Origin of the sequence: Ensifer sp. ENS02, from assembly GCF_014851885.1 — a bacterium.
Classification (GTDB): Bacteria; Pseudomonadota; Alphaproteobacteria; order Rhizobiales; family Rhizobiaceae; genus Ensifer; species Ensifer adhaerens.
In genome coordinates, this window is sequence record NZ_JACVAO010000016.1 from 38,415 (window position 1) to 54,808 (window position 16,394).

Here is a 16,394-nt window from a genome sequence, read left to right on the forward strand (position 1 = left end):
AGAAGCGTAGCAAAATCCACAGCACCGAAATCGTGAACGTGCCGCCCGGCGGGCAGGCCGATGGCCGCGCCATGCCCGTTCGCGCCCAAGTTTCAAACAGGCAACAGGAGGATGCCCCAATGAAAACAACGACGCTTTCCCTCATGCTCTTTGCAGGCACGGCGCTTGCCGCCCTGCCCGCCCAGGCTGCCGGCAGCCTCAACCTCATCTGCTCCGCAGACGTGGTCATCTGCGAACAGATGACCGGCGATTTCCAGAAGGAAACCGGCATCAAGGTCAACATGGTTCGCCTGTCTTCGGGCGAAACCTACGCCAAGATCCGCGCCGAGGCGCGCAACCCGAAGACCGACATCTGGTGGGCAGGCACCGGCGACCCGCACCTGCAGGCGGCATCGGACGGCCTGACACTTGAATACAAGTCACCGATGCTGGACCAGCTCCAGGACTGGGCGAAGAAGCAGGCTGAAGGCTCCGGCTATCGCACCGTCGGCGTTTATGCCGGCGCGCTCGGCTGGGGCTACAACACCGAGATCTTCCAGAAGAAGGGCCTGAAGGAGCCGAAGTGCTGGGCCGACCTGCTCGACGCCTCGCTGAAGGGCGAGATCCAGATGGCCAACCCGAACTCTTCCGGTACGGCCTATACCGCGCTTGCCTCACTGGTGCAGATCATGGGCGAGGACCAGGCATTCGACTATTTGAAGAAGCTCAACGGCAACATCGCGCAGTACACCAAGTCCGGCTCGGCACCGGTGAAGGCAGCCGCACGGGGCGAAGCCGGCCTCGGCATCGTTTTCATGCACGATGCGGTGGCACAGACTGCCGAAGGCTTCCCGATCAAGTCGATCGCGCCTTGCGAGGGCACCGGCTACGAGATCGGCTCGATGTCGATCATCCGCGGCGCCAAGAACCTGGACAATGCCAAGGCCTGGTACGACTGGGCGTTGAAGCCCGAGGTCCAGTCGCGCATGAAAGACGCCAAGTCCTTCCAGCTGCCGTCCAACAAATCGGCCGAAGTGCCGAAGGAAGCACCGAAGTTCGAGGACATCAAGCTGATCGACTACGATTTCGCCACCTTCGGCGATGCCGAGAAACGCAAAGCCCTGCTCGAGCGCTGGGACCGCGAGGTCGGCGCGAGCGCCAACTGATCGCGGCCTGAACGGTTCGGCCGGGTGATTGATCCGGCCGGCACCGCCCAACGGTCCCAACCGTCGTTCATCGCTTCCGGCAGGCGCCGCGGCGATGCAATGTCACATCATCTTTCATTCCAAATTGCGCAAGGACCGTCATGGAACATCGCAACCGCAGGCTCGACCTCACGCTCGGGCTCGGACTGGCCGCCTTCTTGGCTGTCCCCTGGTATCGCATCGAAGGCGGCTTCTTCGGGCTCGGCTGGCTTGCCGATTTCCCCGGGGATTTAGCCGTTGCCCCCGGCCTGATGCAGATTTTCGCCCATGATAAGCCGTGGCTGATCGTGGCGCTGGCGCTGCTCGGCATCTGCGTCGCAGCGCGTTTCGTCCGCGATCCCGCGCGTCGAGGGCTTCTGCTTGCCGTCGCCGGCGCAGCGGGGGTTCTGTATCTCGCTCTCCAGGGGCTGGCGATCGGCTTTTCCGGCTGGACCTGGACGATCAGCGAGACCCTGTTCGGCACGCTTTCCGACGGTCAGCCGTCAATGGGCGCCGGCGCCGTGCTTATGGCACTCACCTTCGTTCTTCTGTTCGCCTTCGGGCTGGCCGAGCGCGGCGTGCTCAAGGGCGACGCCTTCATCGTCGCGGCGATTTCCCTGCTCGTGACCCTCGTCATCGTCTTCGTCTTCTATCCGGTCGGCAGCATGTTCGCGGCGTCGGTTCAGGATTTCGACGGCTCGTTCAAACCGGATGGTTTCATCCGCAATATCCAGGACGCCTCGATCTGGAGCCTGAGCTGTGTCGTCGGCGAAGGCCGCTGCGGCGTCGCCTGGCGCACCCTATGGCTGGCGCTGATGACGGCGTCCGGCTCGACGCTGCTTGGCCTTGCCTTCGCGCTTGTCGCCACCCGCACCCGCTTCCCCTTCAAGAAGGGCATGCGGCTCTTGACGGTGTTGCCGATCATCACGCCGCCCTTCGTCATCGGCCTGGCGTTGACGCTGCTCTTCGGCCGCGCCGGGGTCGTTACCGAATTTCTCTCGGATGCCTTCGGCGTCGAACCGGGGCGCTGGCTCTATGGCCTTACCGGCATCTGGATCGCGCAGGTCCTCTCCTTCACCCCGATTTCGTTCCTCGTGCTGATCGGCGTCGTCGAAGGGGTCAGCCCTTCGATGGAAGAGGCGTCGCAGACGTTGCGCGCCGATCGCTGGCGCACCTTCTGGACCGTCTCTCTGCCGCTGATGAAGCCGGGCCTGGCGAACGCCTTCCTCATCGGCTTCATCGAAAGCATGGCCGACTTCGGCAATCCGCTGGTGCTCGGCGGCAGCCATGGCGTGCTCTCGACCGAAATCTTCTTCGCCGTCGTCGGCGCGCAGAACGATCCGTCCCGTGCGGCCGTACTCGCCATCATCCTTCTCTGCTTCACGCTCACGGCCTTCGTGGCGCAACGCTACTGGCTCGCCGGCAAGAACTATTCGACCGTGACCGGCAAGGGCGATTCCGGTGCCCACAGTGCATTGCCACGCTCGATCTCGATCGGCGTTCACGCCATCGTCATTCCCTGGATGATCTTCACCGTCGTCGTTTACAGCATGATCCTCTTCGGCGGCTTCGTGAAGACCTGGGGTCTCGACAACTCGCTGACGCTCGACCACTACGCCAAGGCCTTCTCGATCTCGTTTGCCGACGGCGCAATCGCCTGGACGGGTGTTGCCTGGAACTCCTTCTGGACGACCATGGAGATCTCGCTGATCGCAGCACCACTGACGGCTATGGTCGGGTTGCTGACGGCCTATCTGATCGTGCGCCAGCGTTTCGCCGGCCGTGATGTCTTCGAGTTCGCGCTGATGCTGAGCTTTGCTATCCCCGGCACCGTCATCGGCATCAGCTACATCATCGCCTTCAACCTGCCGCCGCTCGAAATGACCGGCACGGCGCTGATCCTCGTCGCCTGCTTCGTCTTCCGCAACATGCCGGTCGGCGTGCGCGGCGGCATTGCGGCGATGAGCCAGCTCGACAAGAGCCTCGACGAGGCGTCGCTGACGCTTCGGGCAACGAGCTTCCGCACGTTGCGCAAGGTCATCCTGCCCTTGCTGCGTCCGGCGATCGTCGCGGCACTCGTCTATTCCTTCGTCCGGGCGATCACCTCGATCAGCGCCGTCGTCTTCCTCGTCAGCGCCGAGTACAACATGGCCACCGCCTACATCGTCGGCCTTGTCGAAAACGGCGAGTTCGGCGTGGCGATCGCCTACTCCTCGGCCCTCATCCTGGTGATGATCACCGTCATCACCGGCCTGCAACTCCTCGTCGGCGAACGCAAGCTGAGGCGCGAGAACCGCGTCCTCGGCGCCGCTCCGGTCCGTTCGTCCAACACCATCTCCCAGGAGAAAACCGCATGAGCACCTCCATGAGCACCCCGCGCACCGGCTCGGTCGTCTTCCAGAACGTGCGCAAGCAGTTCGGCAGCTTCACCGCCATCCACGACCTGTCGCTCACCATCGAGCCGGGCACGCTGGTGACCCTGCTTGGCCCCTCCGGCTGCGGCAAGACGACGACGCTGCGTATGCTGGCCGGCCTCGAACACCCTTCCGCCGGCCGGATCCTGATCGGCGGCAAGGACGTGACCATGCTGCCGGCCAACGAGCGCGACGTGTCGATGGTCTTCCAGTCCTATGCGCTCTTCCCGCACATGTCGGCGCTCGACAATGTCGCCTACGGCCTCGAATCCTCGGGAATCAAGAAGAAGGAAGCGCGTGAGCGCGCCGAAGAAGGCCTGCAGCTCGTCGGCCTCGGCGGCCTCGGCCAGCGGCTTCCGGCCGAACTTTCGGGCGGCCAGCAGCAACGCGTCGCCGTTGCCCGCGCGCTCGTGCTCGAACCGCAGGTGTTGCTGCTCGACGAACCGCTGTCCAACCTCGACGCGCGACTGCGCCGCAAGGTGCGCACAGAAATCCGCGAGTTGCAGCAGCGCCTCGGGTTCACCGCCGTCTACGTCACCCACGACCAGGACGAGGCGCTTGCCGTTTCCGACCGCATCATCGTCATGAAAGATGGCGCGATCGCGCAGCAAGGTGCGCCGCGCGACCTCTATGAAGCGCCGGCCTCCACCTTCATCGCCGACTTCATGGGCGAGGCCAATGTGCTGCCCTGCGAGGTGACCGCGACCGACGCCGGCCTGGCGACGATCCGCATCGGCGGATTTGAGCACCGCCTGCCCTCCAAGGGCACCCGGACGGGTCCGTCGAAACTCGCCGTACGGCCCAACGCGGTAACGCTGACGCCAGCCAAGGGTGCGGCCCTTTCAGGCACGATCAGCAGCGCCGCCTATCTCGGCGGCCACGTCGAATACGAGGTCGAAACGCCGGCGGGTCTCCTCTTTGTTGTCGATCAGGCGGTGGAGGAAATGCTATCTCCGGCAACGGAGGTCGCGATCGGTTTCCGCAGCCGCGGCCTCGCTTTGATTGACGCATGACTTTTCACAACTGGATACGAGAAGGACACTTGCATGACTGCTGAAATTGCCGGCCTCGATGCCCGGTTCGCGCTTGCCAAATCCATGGCCGAGGAGGCCGGCCAGCTCGCCTACGATTACTTCCTGAAGCGGGAAACACTCGTCATCGAAACCAAGCGTGACGCCCACGACGTCGTGTCGATCGCCGACCGCAACGTCGAGACGTTGATCCGCGACAAGATCGCCGCCGCGTTTCCGGACGATGGCGTGCTCGGAGAGGAGCATGGACTTCTCGACGGCACATCCGGCTTCACCTGGGTGCTCGATCCGATCGACGGCACCACGCCCTTCGTCAACGGCATGCCAAACTGGTGCGTCTCGATTGCGGTGGTCTATGCGGAGAAACCCGTTATCGGCGTGATCCACTCGCCCTGCCACCAGGAAATCTATGCCGCTGCAACCGGCCGGGGCGCGACGCTGAACGGCAAGCCGCTTCGTCTCGACGGCACGCGCACAATCCGCAACGCCGTCACCGGGCTTGGCGCCAACGATCAGGTGAAACCTGGCGAGATGGGTGCCATCGTCGAGCGCCTGCTCTCGAATGGCGGCAACTTCATGCGCAACGGTTCCGGCGCACTGATGATCGCCTATGTGGCGGCAGGTCGCCTCGTCGGTTATTACGAACCCTACATGCATGCCTGGGACTGCCTTGGCGGCTATTGCCTGGTGACCGAAGCCGGCGGCTGGACGCTGCCTTTCCCCGCGCGGGGCGAGGCGCTGACGCATTGGGCGCCGGTGTTGGCCGCAGCCCCGAGCGCCGTCGATGACCTGCTGAAGGTCGCCCAGCTTGACCGGGCAGCAGCTTGATCACTCTTGCGTCGAGCCGGTGGGTTTGTCGGGCTTGAACCCCAGCAGACCACCGAGTTCCATCGGGAATGGGAAGATCACGGTCGAGTTCTTCTCGCCGGCAATGACGTTCAAGGTGCTCAGATAGCGCAACTGCATGGCCTGAGGCTGCCGGGCGAGGATCTCGGCGGCCTCGAGCAGCTTGGCCGCGGCCTGCTGCTCACCCTCGGCATTGATCACCTTGGCGCGCCGCTCGCGTTCGGCCTCCGCCTGACGGGCAATCGCCCGAACCATGCTCTCGTTGATGTCGACATGCTTGATCTCGACGGTCGCCACCTTGATGCCCCAGGCATCCGTCTGGCTGTCGAGGATCTTCTGGATATCGTCGTTCAGCCGATCACGCTCGGCCAGCATCTCGTCGAGATCATGTTTGCCAAGCACGGACCGCAGGGTCGTCTGCGCCAGCTGGCTCGTCGCCATCATGAAGTCCTCGACCTGGATCGTCGATTTCTCGGCGTCGATCACCCGGAAATAGATCACGGCGCTGACCCGAACGGAAACGTTGTCATGAGAGATGACGTCCTGGCTCGGCACGTCCAGCACCCGGGTTCTGAGATCGACCCGCACCATCTGCTGCACATAGGGCACAAGCAGGATCAGCCCCGGCCCCTTGACGCCGGTGAACCGGCCGAGGGTGAAGATCACGCCCCGTTCATATTCACGCAGGATCCGGATCGAATAGGCGATGACGAGAATGACGAGCACCAGCAACGCAGCAAAAGGAGCAAGGCTCCCGAACATGTCCATGACCATTCCTCCATTCCGGGCGCCTTCACCGCGCCCTCACCAGATCCGCGGGCGCTATGTCTTTGGTCCGTCGCGGATCACTTCGAGCGTCAGTCCGTTCCGCCCGATGACCTTCACGTTCTCGCCCCTCGACAGCGTCTCCGTGCTGACGGCCTGCCAGCGCTCGCCATGGGCGATGACGTAACCGGCCGCGCCGGTCCAATTTTCGACCGTGCCGGCAAGGCCGATCATCTGTTCGCTGCCGGTCACCACCGCGTGGCGGCTCGAACTGAAGGCGAGCCGAGCGACCAGAAGGCTAAAACCGAGGCTTGCAACCGCAAGCGCCGCCAGCACGGACCAGGAAACCCCAAAACCCGGCGTATCCGTATCGAAGAGAATGGCCGCGCCCAGAACCAGTGCAAAACTGCCGCCGGCGCCGAGCACGCCGAAGGATGGCGAATGCGCCTCGGCGACCATCAATCCGATCCCGAGCATGATCAGCCCTATGCCGGCATAACTGACGGGCAGCACCGAAAGCGCATAGAGCCCGAGCAACAGGCAGATGCCGCCGATCGTTCCCGGCGCCACCGACCCCGGCGACAGGAACTCGAAGATCAAGCCGTAGATGCCGATCATCATCAGGATGACCGCGATATTGGGATCAGTGACCACTGAAAGCAGCCGGGTGCGCCAGTCGGGCACGAAGTCCTCGGTCGTAAGACCTGCGGTATCGAGCACGATCTCTCGCTGCCCCACGCGCACCGTCCGCCCGTTCGCCTGCTTCAGGAGATCGGTAACGTCGGTCGCGGTGAAATCGACGGCCTTTTCCCGGACGGCGGCCTCGGCCGAGAGGCTTGCAGCCTCGCGCACCGCCTTTTCGCCCCAGTCGGCATTGCGCCCGCGCAACTCCGCCAGCCCGCGGATATAGGCCACGGCATCGTTGACCATTTTTGCCTCGCCCGGGCTCTGCGCCGCCGGCTGTTTGTCGCCGTCCTTACCCTCACCGAACATGTCGCCACCGATCGCAATCGGCGTCGCGGCGCCGAGGTTCGTTCCCGGCGCCATCGCCGCAATGTGGCTGGCATAAAGGATGTAAGTGCCGGCGCTCGCCGCCCGCGCGCCGCTCGGCGCAACGTAGGTTGCGACGGGTATGGGCGAGCCAAGGATCGCGCGGATAATCTCGCGCATCGAGGTGTCGAGGCCGCCGGGCGTATCCACCTGCAGGACCACCAGCGGCAGGCGGCGCTCTTCCGCCTTCGTCAGGCCACGCCTGACATATTCGGCGGTCGCCGGACCGATGGCGCCGTTGACATGCAGCACCAAGGCGACCCGATCGTTTTCGGCCCGCGACGAAGCTGGAAACGCGAAGGACAAGATCAACAAAAACAACAGCGTGAGGGTTCGCAACATCCGTCGTCAGAACCTCGCATGCTCGACACCTGCGAAGAGGGCCACTCGCCGCATGATAGCACAACACAAGGTTAGCACGAAGCGAAGGCCTCTACTGCGCCCGCGGGTCCGCACGTCAGAGCACGGGACGCCGGCGGCCTCTCGGCTGCGACGGGATGACAACGGCGGCGATCGGCGGTATCTGCTAGATGTTCATTTGAGCGGCAACGCTTCGCCGCCAATTCGAGGCTGCCTTCGTGGCGCCTTCCGGTTTCAGCAGAACAGGATTTTTGGGTTTGGAGACGACCCTCTACCAACCGATCAAGAGCTTCCTCGAAACCCGCGGCTACAGCGTCAAGGGCGAGATCGGCGGCTGCGATATCGTCGCGCTCAGCGACGACGAACCGCCGCTGGTGGTCGTGTGCGAACTGAAGCTGAGCTTCAACCTCGAACTGATCCTGCAGGCGGTCGATCGCGCCACCGCCGGCGACGAGGTGTGGGTCGCCGCCCGTGTTTCGGCCAAGGGCAAGGGGCGGGAGAGTGACCGGCGTTTCCGCGATCTCTGCCGCCGGCTCGGCTTCGGGATGCTGGCGGTCGCCGACAATGGCATGGTCGATGTTATTCTCGCGGCTTCCGCGGTGATGCCGCGCAAGAACAGCAGGAAAAGAGCGCGCCTGATCAGCGAGCATCGCCGCCGCAAGGGCGATCCGACCGCGGGTGGCGCCACGCGCACACCGATCATGACCGCGTATCGGCAGCAGGCGCTCGCCTGCGCTGCCGCCCTGCAAGTCGGCCAGCAGCGCCCGCGCGATCTGCGCCCGGTAGCACCCGATGCCGCCAAAATCCTGCTCAGCAACGTCTATGGCTGGTTCGAGCGGGTCGACCGCGGCATCTACGCGCTGTCGGAACAGGGCGCCGAAGCACTTCGCCGCTGGCCTCCGCTCGAGACCGCAACGGTCGTGATCGAGGCATCCGAAGCATGACACAGCCTGGAGCCCGCCGGTGAACCCCGCGCTTCGCCTTCTCTATCTTTGCCTCGCATGGCTGATGGTCGGTCTCGGCGTCATCGGCGCCTTTCTTCCGATCCTGCCGACGACGCCGTTCCTGTTGCTGGCAGCCGGGCTCTTTGCCCGGGCCTCGCCCCGGCTGGAGCAATGGCTGCTCAACCACCGGGTCTTCGGGACCTCGCTTCGGCTGTGGCGCGAAAAGGGGGCGATATCCCGGCGGGCCAAGACCGGTGCGGTCAGCCTGATGGCCGCCAGCTTCGGCCTCTTCCTTTTCTTCGGCAATCCGAGCCTCTCGCTCGCCGCTATCGTCGCAGCCGCAATGGCGCTTCCCGCGCTTTTCATCCTGACGCGTCCAGCGGAGTAGCCGGTCGGCACGGCCAACGAACCAGGCCGGTGCAAACGGGAAACGATACTTTTCCTCTCAAGAAATACTTGATTGCGCGCGAAAGGTCGAAATATTCTCCGGGGGCACACGCTATAAGCGTATACATCCATACTTAGTGTTTTTGTAAATCAAAATATACTTCGAACAACTCAAGAACAAAGTTGTACAAATGTGCAATTTCCGCGGCCGCGCAGCGGCTCGCTCTCTTGCTCGACCGTTGTTCCGCATCCAGGCAATGCACGATCGCGTGAATTTATGCATCGCGAACGGCCGTGGAAACGTTTCATCGGCTCACATAGGCACCTGCTGAACGCAGATAGACCCCCAAAACTGACGATTGGCGATTGACAAGCCGGTCCGGTTGGCTCCATCTATTGCATTACAAAGGCAGCAATTCCTTAATAAAGGAATATGTGGAGGAGCATATGCCTGACATGCTGGTGAGCTTGTATTCGCCGATCCTCGGTGAACTCAAGCGCAGAACAAAAACTGACAAGGTGACGATCCGTCCCGCATTGCCGCCGGAAATGGGCCTGGTCGTCGGCTGGGTTCGGGAGAATTTCAGCGAGAACTGGGCGAGCGAGGTGACTGTCGCCTTCACGCGCAGGCCCGTCGCCTGTCTTATCGCGGTTGACGACGGCAAGCTCGTCGGCTTCGCCTGCTACGACACGACCGCTCCCGGCTTCTTCGGCCCGACTGGCGTCGATCCCGTCGCCCGCGGCAAGGGCATCGGCGTCGCCCTGCTTTCCGACTGCCTCGACACCATGAAGACGCTTGGCCACGCCTATGCCTTCATCGGCGACGCCGGCCCGGTCGATTTCTACGCAAAGACCGTGGGCGCCGTGCCGATCCCCGCCCCCGACAAGGGGATCTACCAGGGCATGCTGCGCCGCCCCTCCAAATAATTCCAATCTCGGAGCCTCTGAATGTCCTCGACACCCCTCGCCCTTTTTGTCGGTCTTCCGAACCCTACGCTTTCGGACGACGAGTTCGCCCTGTTTCGCGAAACCAACCCGCTCGGTCTCTTCGTTGGCCGCCGTAACCTGCGTGATCCGCAGCAGGCAAAGGCTCTGATCGAACGCTTCCGCGAAGCCGTCGGCCGCGAAGACGCTCCCGTCTTCACCGACCAGGAAGGCGGACGCGTTCAGCATCTCGACGCCGGCCCCTGGCCGCTGTTCCGCTCCTTCGGCGAATTCGCCGAACTCGCCCGCCGTGACTTTGCCCTCGGCAAGAAGGCCCTGCGCCTGTCAAGCCAGGCCATGGGCACGATGATGACCGATCTTGGCCTGACGAGCGGCTGCTCGCCGGTGCTCGACCTCGTCTTCTCGACGACGAGCTCCGTCATTGGCGCCCGCGCCTTCGGCGCCGACCCGGACTTCATCGCCGCACTCGGCCGCGACGTGGTCGACGGCCTGCTCGAGACCGGCAACATGCCGATCATGAAGCACATTCCCGGCCATGGCCGCGCGACGCTCGATTCGCACAAGGAGCGCCCGGTCGTCGACGCCTCGCGTGAATTGCTGACGTCCACCGATTTCAAGCCCTTCGTCGCCCTGCGTGACACGCCCTGGGCCATGGTCGCCCACGTCGTTTACTCGGCCTTCGACAAGGAACTGCCGGCGTCCATCTCGCCGATCATGCACGACGTCATCCGCAACAACATGGGCTATGACGGCGTCCTCATCTCCGACTGCATCTTCATGGAATCGCTGCGCGGCACCCTGCCGGAGCGTGTTCGCCAGGTGCTCGATGCCGGCTTCGACATCGCGCTCCACAGCCATGGTGATCTCGCCGAAAGCGAAGCGGCAGCCAAGGCTGCAAGCCCGCTGACCGCCGCCGCGCAGAAACGCATCGACGCCGCCAACGCCCGGCTCGGCACGCTCAAGGTCGACGTGCGCGCCGTGCATGCGGAAGTCGAGGACATGTTCAACAGCGCCCTCGTTGCCTGACCGAAACAAGAAATCCTAGCGATCTAAAAGGGGAACTACCGTGAAAAAATCGCTTCTCGGCGCAGCCACCGCGCTCGCCCTCATCGCCGGCCCGGCGGCGGCACAGACCGTGCTGACGGCCAATATCGAGCCGGCGACCACCTGGGTTCGCAACTTCAACCCGTTCAACCAGACCTCGGCGCGCCAGAGCACGCTCGACTTCATCTACGAGCCGCTGGTCGTCTTCAACCGCTTCGACGGCAACAAGCCGGTCTTCCGGCTGGCCGAAAGCTTCAAGCTCTCGGACGACCTGAAGTCGATCGAGTTCAAGCTTCGTCCGAACCTCAAGTGGTCCGACGGCAAGCCGCTGACGGCGACCGACGTCAAGTTCACCTACGACTACCTGAAGAAGTTCCCGGCGCTCGACTTCGTCAGCATCTGGACCTTCATCACCGGTGTCGAGGCCGTGGACGCTGAGACCGTGCGCTTCACGCTCGCCAATCCGAGCTCGCTTGCAGCCGAACAGCTGGCGCAGCTGCCGATCGTGCCCGAGCACGTCTGGAAGGACATTGCCGAGCCGGTCACCTTCGCCAACGAGGCGCCCGTCGGCAGCGGTCCGCTGACCGAAATCCCGCGCTTCACCGGCCAGACCTACGACCAGTGCCGCAACCCGCACTACTGGGACGCAGCAACGCTCAAGGTCGACTGCGTGCGCTTCCCGCAGCTTGCCGACAATAACCAGATCCTGACGGCGACCGCGTCGGGCACGCTCGACTGGGGCGTCTCCTTCATCCCGGATATCGAGAACGTCTATGTCGCCAAGGATCCGGAACACTTCCACTTCTGGTATTCGCCAAGCAGCATGGTCGCCTTCCTGTTCAACCAGGAAACGGCGAACGAGAACAACCGCAAGGCCTTCAACGACGTGAAGTTCCGCCGTGCCGCCTCGATGGCGCTCGACCGCGGCACCATGGTCGACGTCGCCGGCTACGGCTACCCGACGCTCAACGAAGACCCGGCAGGAATGGGCGAGCTCTACAAGAGCTGGGCCGATCCGTCGGTCGCGGCCGATTTCGGCAAGTACGGCAAGTACGATGCGGATGCCGCCAAGGCGCTGCTCGACGAGGCCGGCTACGCCGACAAGGACGGCGACGGCTTCCGCGACAACCCGGATGGCAGCAAGATCTCGTTCTCGATCATCGTTCCGAGCTCCTGGACCGACTGGATCGACACGGTGACGATCGCCGTCGAGGGCCTGCAGGCCGTCGGCCTCGACGCCAAGATCGAGACGCCCGAGGAAGCGGTCTGGACCGGCAACCTCATCAACGGCACCTTCGATGCGGCGATCAACAGCCTGCCGGCATCGGCCTCGCCCTACTACCCCTACAAGCGCGCCTTCAGCGCGTCGGACAAGGGCAAGACCCGCTTTACCTCGCAACGCTGGTTCAATCCGGATGTCGAAGCGCTTCTGACCGAGTTCACCCAGACCGCCGACCCGGCCAAGCAGAAGGAAGCGATGAACAAGGCACAGCGCATCGTCGCCGAAAACATGCCGATGATCCCGGTGTTCAACAACCCGAACTGGTACCAGTACAACACCAAGCGCTTCAAGGGCTGGGCGACGGCGGAAAACCCCTTCGTCAACCCGTCGATCACCCGCAACAACCCGGCGCGTCTTCTGCACCTGCTGGCGCTTGAACCGGTGAAGTGATCCCTGATCGAAGGCGCGGCGCCCTTTCGGACGACGATCCGGGAGGGCGCCGCATCTCGATCGGCAACGGTGGCGGGCGCTTTTCGTCCGCCACGCAATCGTCCTTGGGGTCAGTCTCCACGGGCGGTTCGACAAGAAGACAGCCCTGCCGCCTGACGCGCTCTTGCGGCAGCCGCAGTCGATGGAGTTCCCGATGGCCTTTTTGCTTCGCCGCCTCTGCTTCTATCTGGCGGCCTTCGTCGCAGCGGCGACGATCAACTTTTTCCTGCCGCGGCTGATGCCCGGTGATCCGGTGCAGATCATGTTTTCGAGCGCCGGCGCTGAACTGCCGCCCGAAAGCCTGCAGGCCCTGAAACTCACCTTCGGCTTCGTCGATGGCCCGCTTTGGCAGCAGTACCTCACCTATCTCGGCAGCATCTTCAGCGGCGACCTCGGCCGTTCCATCAAGTATTTCCCGCTGCCGGTGACCACCGTGCTCGGCAACGCACTCGTCTGGACCGTCGGTCTGATGGGAACCGCCACCATCGTCAGTTTCGCGCTCGGCACCTTCCTCGGCATTCTCGCGGCTTGGCGCCGTGGCAGCCTGTTTGACGTCATCGTTTCCGTCGGCGCGATCTTCGCGACCTCGGTTCCCGCCGTCGTCACCTCGCTGATCGTCGTCTTCACCTTCGGCTTCACGCTTGGCTGGTTCCCGACCGGCTATGCTGCCGATCCGGCGCTCGATCCCGCCTTCACGTTCGAATATATCGGCAGCATCCTCTACCACGGCATCCTGCCGATGCTGACGCTCTGCGCCGTTCTGACCGGCGGCTTCGCCGTGACCATGCGCAACAACATGATCAACCTGCTCGGCGAAGACTACATCGTCATGGCCCGCGCCAAGGGGCTTTCCGACACCCGCGTGATGATCTGGTATGCGGCGCGCAACGCCCTGCTGCCGACCGTCTCGAGCCTTGCCATCGCCATCGGCACTGTGCTCGGCGGCTCGCTGGTGACCGAGGTGGTGTTCAACTATCCGGGCCTCGGCAACATTCTCTACCAAGCGATCCTCGCCCGCGATTACCCCGTCATCCAGGGACAGCTCTTGATCATGACCGCCACCATGCTCATTGCCAATTTCATCGTCGACGTCAGCTACGTGCTGCTCGACCCGCGACTGAAGAGGGCGTGAGATGAAAACCTCCTCCTTTCCGCTCATCCACAACCGCAAGGCCATGGTCGGCGCGCTGATCGTCGCCTTCATCCTGGCTGTCGCGATCGCAGCCCCCTTGCTGACCTCCTATGACCCGGGCGCGCGCGTCGGACGGCCGCATCAGTCACCGTCGCTCGAGCACTGGCTCGGTACCACCCGTATCGGCCAGGACGTCTTCGCCCGCCTCATCTACGGCGCACGCACGTCGCTCGCCGTCGGCTTCGGCGCCGGGCTTCTGATCACCATTGTTGGCACAGCACTCGGCATCATCGCCGGCTATCGCGGCGGCAAGATCGACGAGGTCATCAGCTTCTTCACCAACATGGTGCTGGTCGTGCCGAACCTGCCGCTGCTGCTCGTGCTTGCCGCCTTCATCGGCCAGGCAAGCCCGTGGGTCATCGCGCTCATTCTCGGCTGCACGTCCTGGGCCTGGGGTGCCCGCGTCACCCGCGCAGAGACGCTGTCGGTCAAACAGAAGGACTATGTGAAGTCCGCCGAGATGATGGGCGAGCCACGCTGGCGCATCATGACCTTCGAAATCTTCCCCAACCTCATCTCGATCGTCGGCATCAACTTCATCGGCAGTGTGATCTTCGCGATCATCACCCAGGCGACGCTCGAGTTCCTGGGCCTCGGCGATCCCAAAGTCGTTTCCTGGGGCACGATGCTCTATGCGGCGCAGAAGGCCTCCGCCCTTTCGGTCGGCGCCTGGTGGGACATCCTGACGCCCTGCTTCGCGCTCGCCTTCCTCGGCATCGGCCTGTCGCTGCTCAACTTCGCCGTCGACGAAATCGCCAATCCGCGGCTTCGCACCGGCAACCGGCTCGGCCGCTGGTCCGCGCTCATCCGCTCCGGGGAGGGCCGCCTGTGACCGCACCTTTGCTTTCGGTCAAGAACCTGACCATCGATTACATTGGCGAGACCAACGATTTCCGCGCCGTCGACAATGTCAGCTTCGACGTTGCCCCCGGTGAGGTCTTCGGCCTTGCCGGCGAATCCGGCTGCGGCAAGAGCACGATCGCCTTTGCCATCAGCCGGCTGCACAAGCCGCCGGCGCTGATCCGCAAGGAAAGCGCCATCCTGCTCGACGGCCGCGACGTGCTCGACCTCGACCAGAAGGATCTCGCCGACTTCCGCTGGCGCGAAGTGGCGATGGTGTTCCAGAGCGCAATGAACTCACTGAACCCGGTGTTGCGCATCGAACAGCAGTTCTACGACGTCTTGAAGACGCACAAGCGCATCACCCGCGCACAGGCGCGTGATCGCACCGCCGAGATGCTCAAGCTCGTCGATATCTCGCCGGACCGGATGCGCGATTATCCGCACCAGTTTTCCGGCGGCATGCGCCAGCGCATCGTCATCGCCATCTGCCTTGCGCTCGATCCGCGGCTGATCGTCATGGACGAGCCGACGACGGCGCTCGACGTGGTGGTGCAGCGCGAAATCCTGCAGCGGATCAACGAACTCCGGCGCAAGCTCGGTTTTGCCGTGCTCTTCATTACCCACGACCTCGGGCTGATGGTGCAGTTCTGCGACCGCATCGGCATCATGCTCGGCGGCAAGCTGGTCGAACAGGGCACCGCCGACGCCATCTACCGGACACCGGAGCACGACTATACCAAGAAGCTCTGGGCCTCCTTCCCCTCGCTGCACGGAGGCGTTCTTCGATGACCGGCATGTCCGCACCCATTCTTACCCTGGACAAGGTCAGCAAGACCTTCGGCAATGGCCCCGCCGCCGTGCGCGCGGCGAGGGCTATCTCGTTCTCATTGCATGCGGGCCGGGCGCTTGCCGTCGTTGGCGAATCCGGCAGCGGCAAGACCACCTGCGCCCGCATCGCCATGCGCGAATACGAGCCGAGCGAAGGACGGCTGCTCTATAAGGGCAAGCCCGTCGACGCGGCCGGATCCAAGGAAATCGCCGACTATCGCCGCTCGGTGCAGATGATCTTCCAGGATCCCTTCGCTTCGCTCAATCCGGCCCACACCATCGCCTACCACCTGAAGCGGCCGCTGATGCTGCACCGTGCTGACATCAGGGGTGCGGCGGTCGACGAAGAGATCAAGGCCCTGCTTCGGCAGGTGAAGCTCGATCCTGAGATCGTCGCGCCGAAATACCCTCACGAACTTTCCGGTGGCCAGCGCCAGCGCGTCAACATCGCGCGGGCGCTCGCGGCCAAGCCCGAAGTCATCGTCGCCGATGAGCCGACCTCGATGCTCGACGTTTCCGTGCGGCTCGGCGTGCTCAATCTCTTGAGCGAAATGAAGCGCGAGATGAATCTCGGCCTGCTCTACATCACCCACGACATCGCGACGGCCCGCTACGTCGCCGAGGATATCGCGGTGATGTATGCAGGCCAGATCGTCGAATGGGGCAACACCGGCAAGGTCATCGACAACCCGGCCCATCCCTATACCAAGCTGCTGCTCTCGGCGGTGCCGGATCCGGACATCCGCTTCGACGATCCGAACGCGCAGGTCAGTTCCGCTGAAGCCGATGAAACGCGCCGGCGTTCGGCGGCGACCCAAGAGACAATCCGCGAAGTCGAGCCCGATCATTTCGTGCGCGCGGCCTGAGCCGC

Annotated in this window: 15 protein-coding genes; 13 read left to right on the forward strand and 2 right to left on the reverse strand. The window is 63.7% G+C overall.

Annotation, left to right across the window (positions count from 1 at the left end):
• The first annotated feature begins 119 nt into the window (after window positions 1–119).
• The 4 genes from IB262_RS28075 to IB262_RS28090 all read left to right on the forward strand — a co-directional run bounded on the left by IB262_RS28075 (window position 120) and on the right by IB262_RS28090 (window position 5,436).
• Entirely contained in the window at window positions 120–1,145 is a 1,026-nt protein-coding gene (locus IB262_RS28075) for an ABC transporter substrate-binding protein (protein WP_034790034.1), read from the forward strand.
• A gap of 140 nt (window positions 1,146–1,285) precedes the next feature.
• Window positions 1,286–3,520: an iron ABC transporter permease gene (locus tag IB262_RS28080; RefSeq protein ID WP_034790035.1), complete on the forward strand. Its 2,235-nt coding sequence runs from the start codon at window positions 1,286–1,288 to the stop codon at window positions 3,518–3,520.
• Window positions 3,521–3,528: 8 nt separating this feature from the next.
• On the forward strand, window positions 3,529–4,590 hold the full coding sequence (locus IB262_RS28085; RefSeq protein ID WP_034790301.1) for an ABC transporter ATP-binding protein: 1,062 nt from the start codon (window positions 3,529–3,531) through the stop codon (window positions 4,588–4,590).
• 33 nt (window positions 4,591–4,623) lie between these two features.
• Complete coding sequence (locus IB262_RS28090; protein WP_034790037.1) at window positions 4,624–5,436, forward strand: inositol monophosphatase family protein; 813 nt, start codon at window positions 4,624–4,626, stop codon at window positions 5,434–5,436.
• Here IB262_RS28090 and IB262_RS28095 read toward each other — a convergent pair whose 3' ends face one another.
• A complete protein-coding gene (locus IB262_RS28095) occupies window positions 5,437–6,222 on the reverse strand; it encodes a slipin family protein (protein WP_034790039.1) in 786 nt (261 codons plus the stop codon).
• A 54-nt stretch (window positions 6,223–6,276) separates the two neighbouring features.
• A complete protein-coding gene (locus IB262_RS28100; protein WP_034790042.1) occupies window positions 6,277–7,611 on the reverse strand; it encodes a nodulation protein NfeD in 1,335 nt (444 codons plus the stop codon).
• Window positions 7,612–7,886: 275 nt separating this feature from the next.
• On the opposite strand from IB262_RS28100, the gene IB262_RS28105 reads away from it, so the two are divergent.
• The 9 genes from IB262_RS28105 to IB262_RS28145 all read left to right on the forward strand — a co-directional run bounded on the left by IB262_RS28105 (window position 7,887) and on the right by IB262_RS28145 (window position 16,389).
• Window positions 7,887–8,573: a DUF2161 family putative PD-(D/E)XK-type phosphodiesterase gene (locus IB262_RS28105; RefSeq protein ID WP_034790044.1), complete on the forward strand. Its 687-nt coding sequence runs from the start codon at window positions 7,887–7,889 to the stop codon at window positions 8,571–8,573.
• A 19-nt stretch (window positions 8,574–8,592) separates the two neighbouring features.
• Window positions 8,593–8,961, forward strand: a complete 369-nt coding sequence (locus tag IB262_RS28110; RefSeq protein WP_082566561.1) for a YbaN family protein — start codon at window positions 8,593–8,595, stop codon at window positions 8,959–8,961.
• 446 nt (window positions 8,962–9,407) lie between these two features.
• Entirely contained in the window at window positions 9,408–9,887 is a 480-nt protein-coding gene (locus IB262_RS28115; protein WP_034790046.1) for a GNAT family N-acetyltransferase, read from the forward strand.
• Between the two features lie 21 nt (window positions 9,888–9,908).
• On the forward strand, window positions 9,909–10,931 hold the full coding sequence (locus IB262_RS28120) for a glycoside hydrolase family 3 N-terminal domain-containing protein (RefSeq protein ID WP_060643958.1): 1,023 nt from the start codon (window positions 9,909–9,911) through the stop codon (window positions 10,929–10,931).
• Window positions 10,932–10,971: 40 nt separating this feature from the next.
• On the forward strand, window positions 10,972–12,621 hold the full coding sequence (locus IB262_RS28125) for an ABC transporter substrate-binding protein (RefSeq protein WP_060606271.1): 1,650 nt from the start codon (window positions 10,972–10,974) through the stop codon (window positions 12,619–12,621).
• A gap of 193 nt (window positions 12,622–12,814) precedes the next feature.
• Window positions 12,815–13,792 carry an ABC transporter permease gene (locus IB262_RS28130; protein WP_060529168.1) on the forward strand — a complete coding sequence of 326 codons (978 nt, stop codon included), beginning with the start codon at window positions 12,815–12,817 and terminating at the stop codon, window positions 13,790–13,792.
• Between the two features lies 1 nt (window position 13,793).
• The gene (locus IB262_RS28135) at window positions 13,794–14,684 is read left to right on the forward strand and encodes an ABC transporter permease (RefSeq protein WP_034790082.1); all 891 of its coding nucleotides are present in this window, start codon (window positions 13,794–13,796) and stop codon (window positions 14,682–14,684) included.
• Window positions 14,681–15,484 (forward strand): ABC transporter ATP-binding protein, encoded by an 804-nt coding sequence (locus tag IB262_RS28140; protein ID WP_034790084.1) that lies wholly within the window; start codon window positions 14,681–14,683, stop codon window positions 15,482–15,484. Before IB262_RS28135 ends, IB262_RS28140 begins: the two co-directional genes overlap by 4 nt.
• A gap of 5 nt (window positions 15,485–15,489) precedes the next feature.
• On the forward strand, window positions 15,490–16,389 hold the full coding sequence (locus IB262_RS28145) for an ATP-binding cassette domain-containing protein (RefSeq protein ID WP_034790305.1): 900 nt from the start codon (window positions 15,490–15,492) through the stop codon (window positions 16,387–16,389).
• The last annotated feature ends 5 nt before the right edge of the window (window positions 16,390–16,394 follow it).

Excerpts from the sequence above, each read along its gene's own strand:
- IB262_RS28130 (WP_060529168.1), top strand. The coding sequence starts at position 12,815 with ATGGCCTTTTTGCTTCGCCGCCTCTGCTTCTATCTGGCGGCCTTCGTC.
- IB262_RS28145 (WP_034790305.1), top strand. The coding sequence starts at position 15,490 with ATGTCCGCACCCATTCTTACCCTGGACAAGGTCAGCAAGACCTTCGGC.
- IB262_RS28075 (WP_034790034.1), top strand. The coding sequence starts at position 120 with ATGAAAACAACGACGCTTTCCCTCATGCTCTTTGCAGGCACGGCGCTT.
- IB262_RS28095 (WP_034790039.1), bottom strand. The coding sequence starts at position 6,222 with ATGGACATGTTCGGGAGCCTTGCTCCTTTTGCTGCGTTGCTGGTGCTC.
- IB262_RS28100 (WP_034790042.1), bottom strand. The coding sequence starts at position 7,611 with ATGTTGCGAACCCTCACGCTGTTGTTTTTGTTGATCTTGTCCTTCGCG.
- IB262_RS28080 (WP_034790035.1), top strand. The coding sequence starts at position 1,286 with ATGGAACATCGCAACCGCAGGCTCGACCTCACGCTCGGGCTCGGACTG.
- IB262_RS28115 (WP_034790046.1), top strand. The coding sequence starts at position 9,408 with ATGCCTGACATGCTGGTGAGCTTGTATTCGCCGATCCTCGGTGAACTC.
- IB262_RS28120 (WP_060643958.1), top strand. The coding sequence starts at position 9,909 with ATGTCCTCGACACCCCTCGCCCTTTTTGTCGGTCTTCCGAACCCTACG.
- IB262_RS28085 (WP_034790301.1), top strand. The coding sequence starts at position 3,529 with ATGAGCACCCCGCGCACCGGCTCGGTCGTCTTCCAGAACGTGCGCAAG.
- IB262_RS28090 (WP_034790037.1), top strand. The coding sequence starts at position 4,624 with ATGACTGCTGAAATTGCCGGCCTCGATGCCCGGTTCGCGCTTGCCAAA.
- IB262_RS28135 (WP_034790082.1), top strand. The coding sequence starts at position 13,794 with ATGAAAACCTCCTCCTTTCCGCTCATCCACAACCGCAAGGCCATGGTC.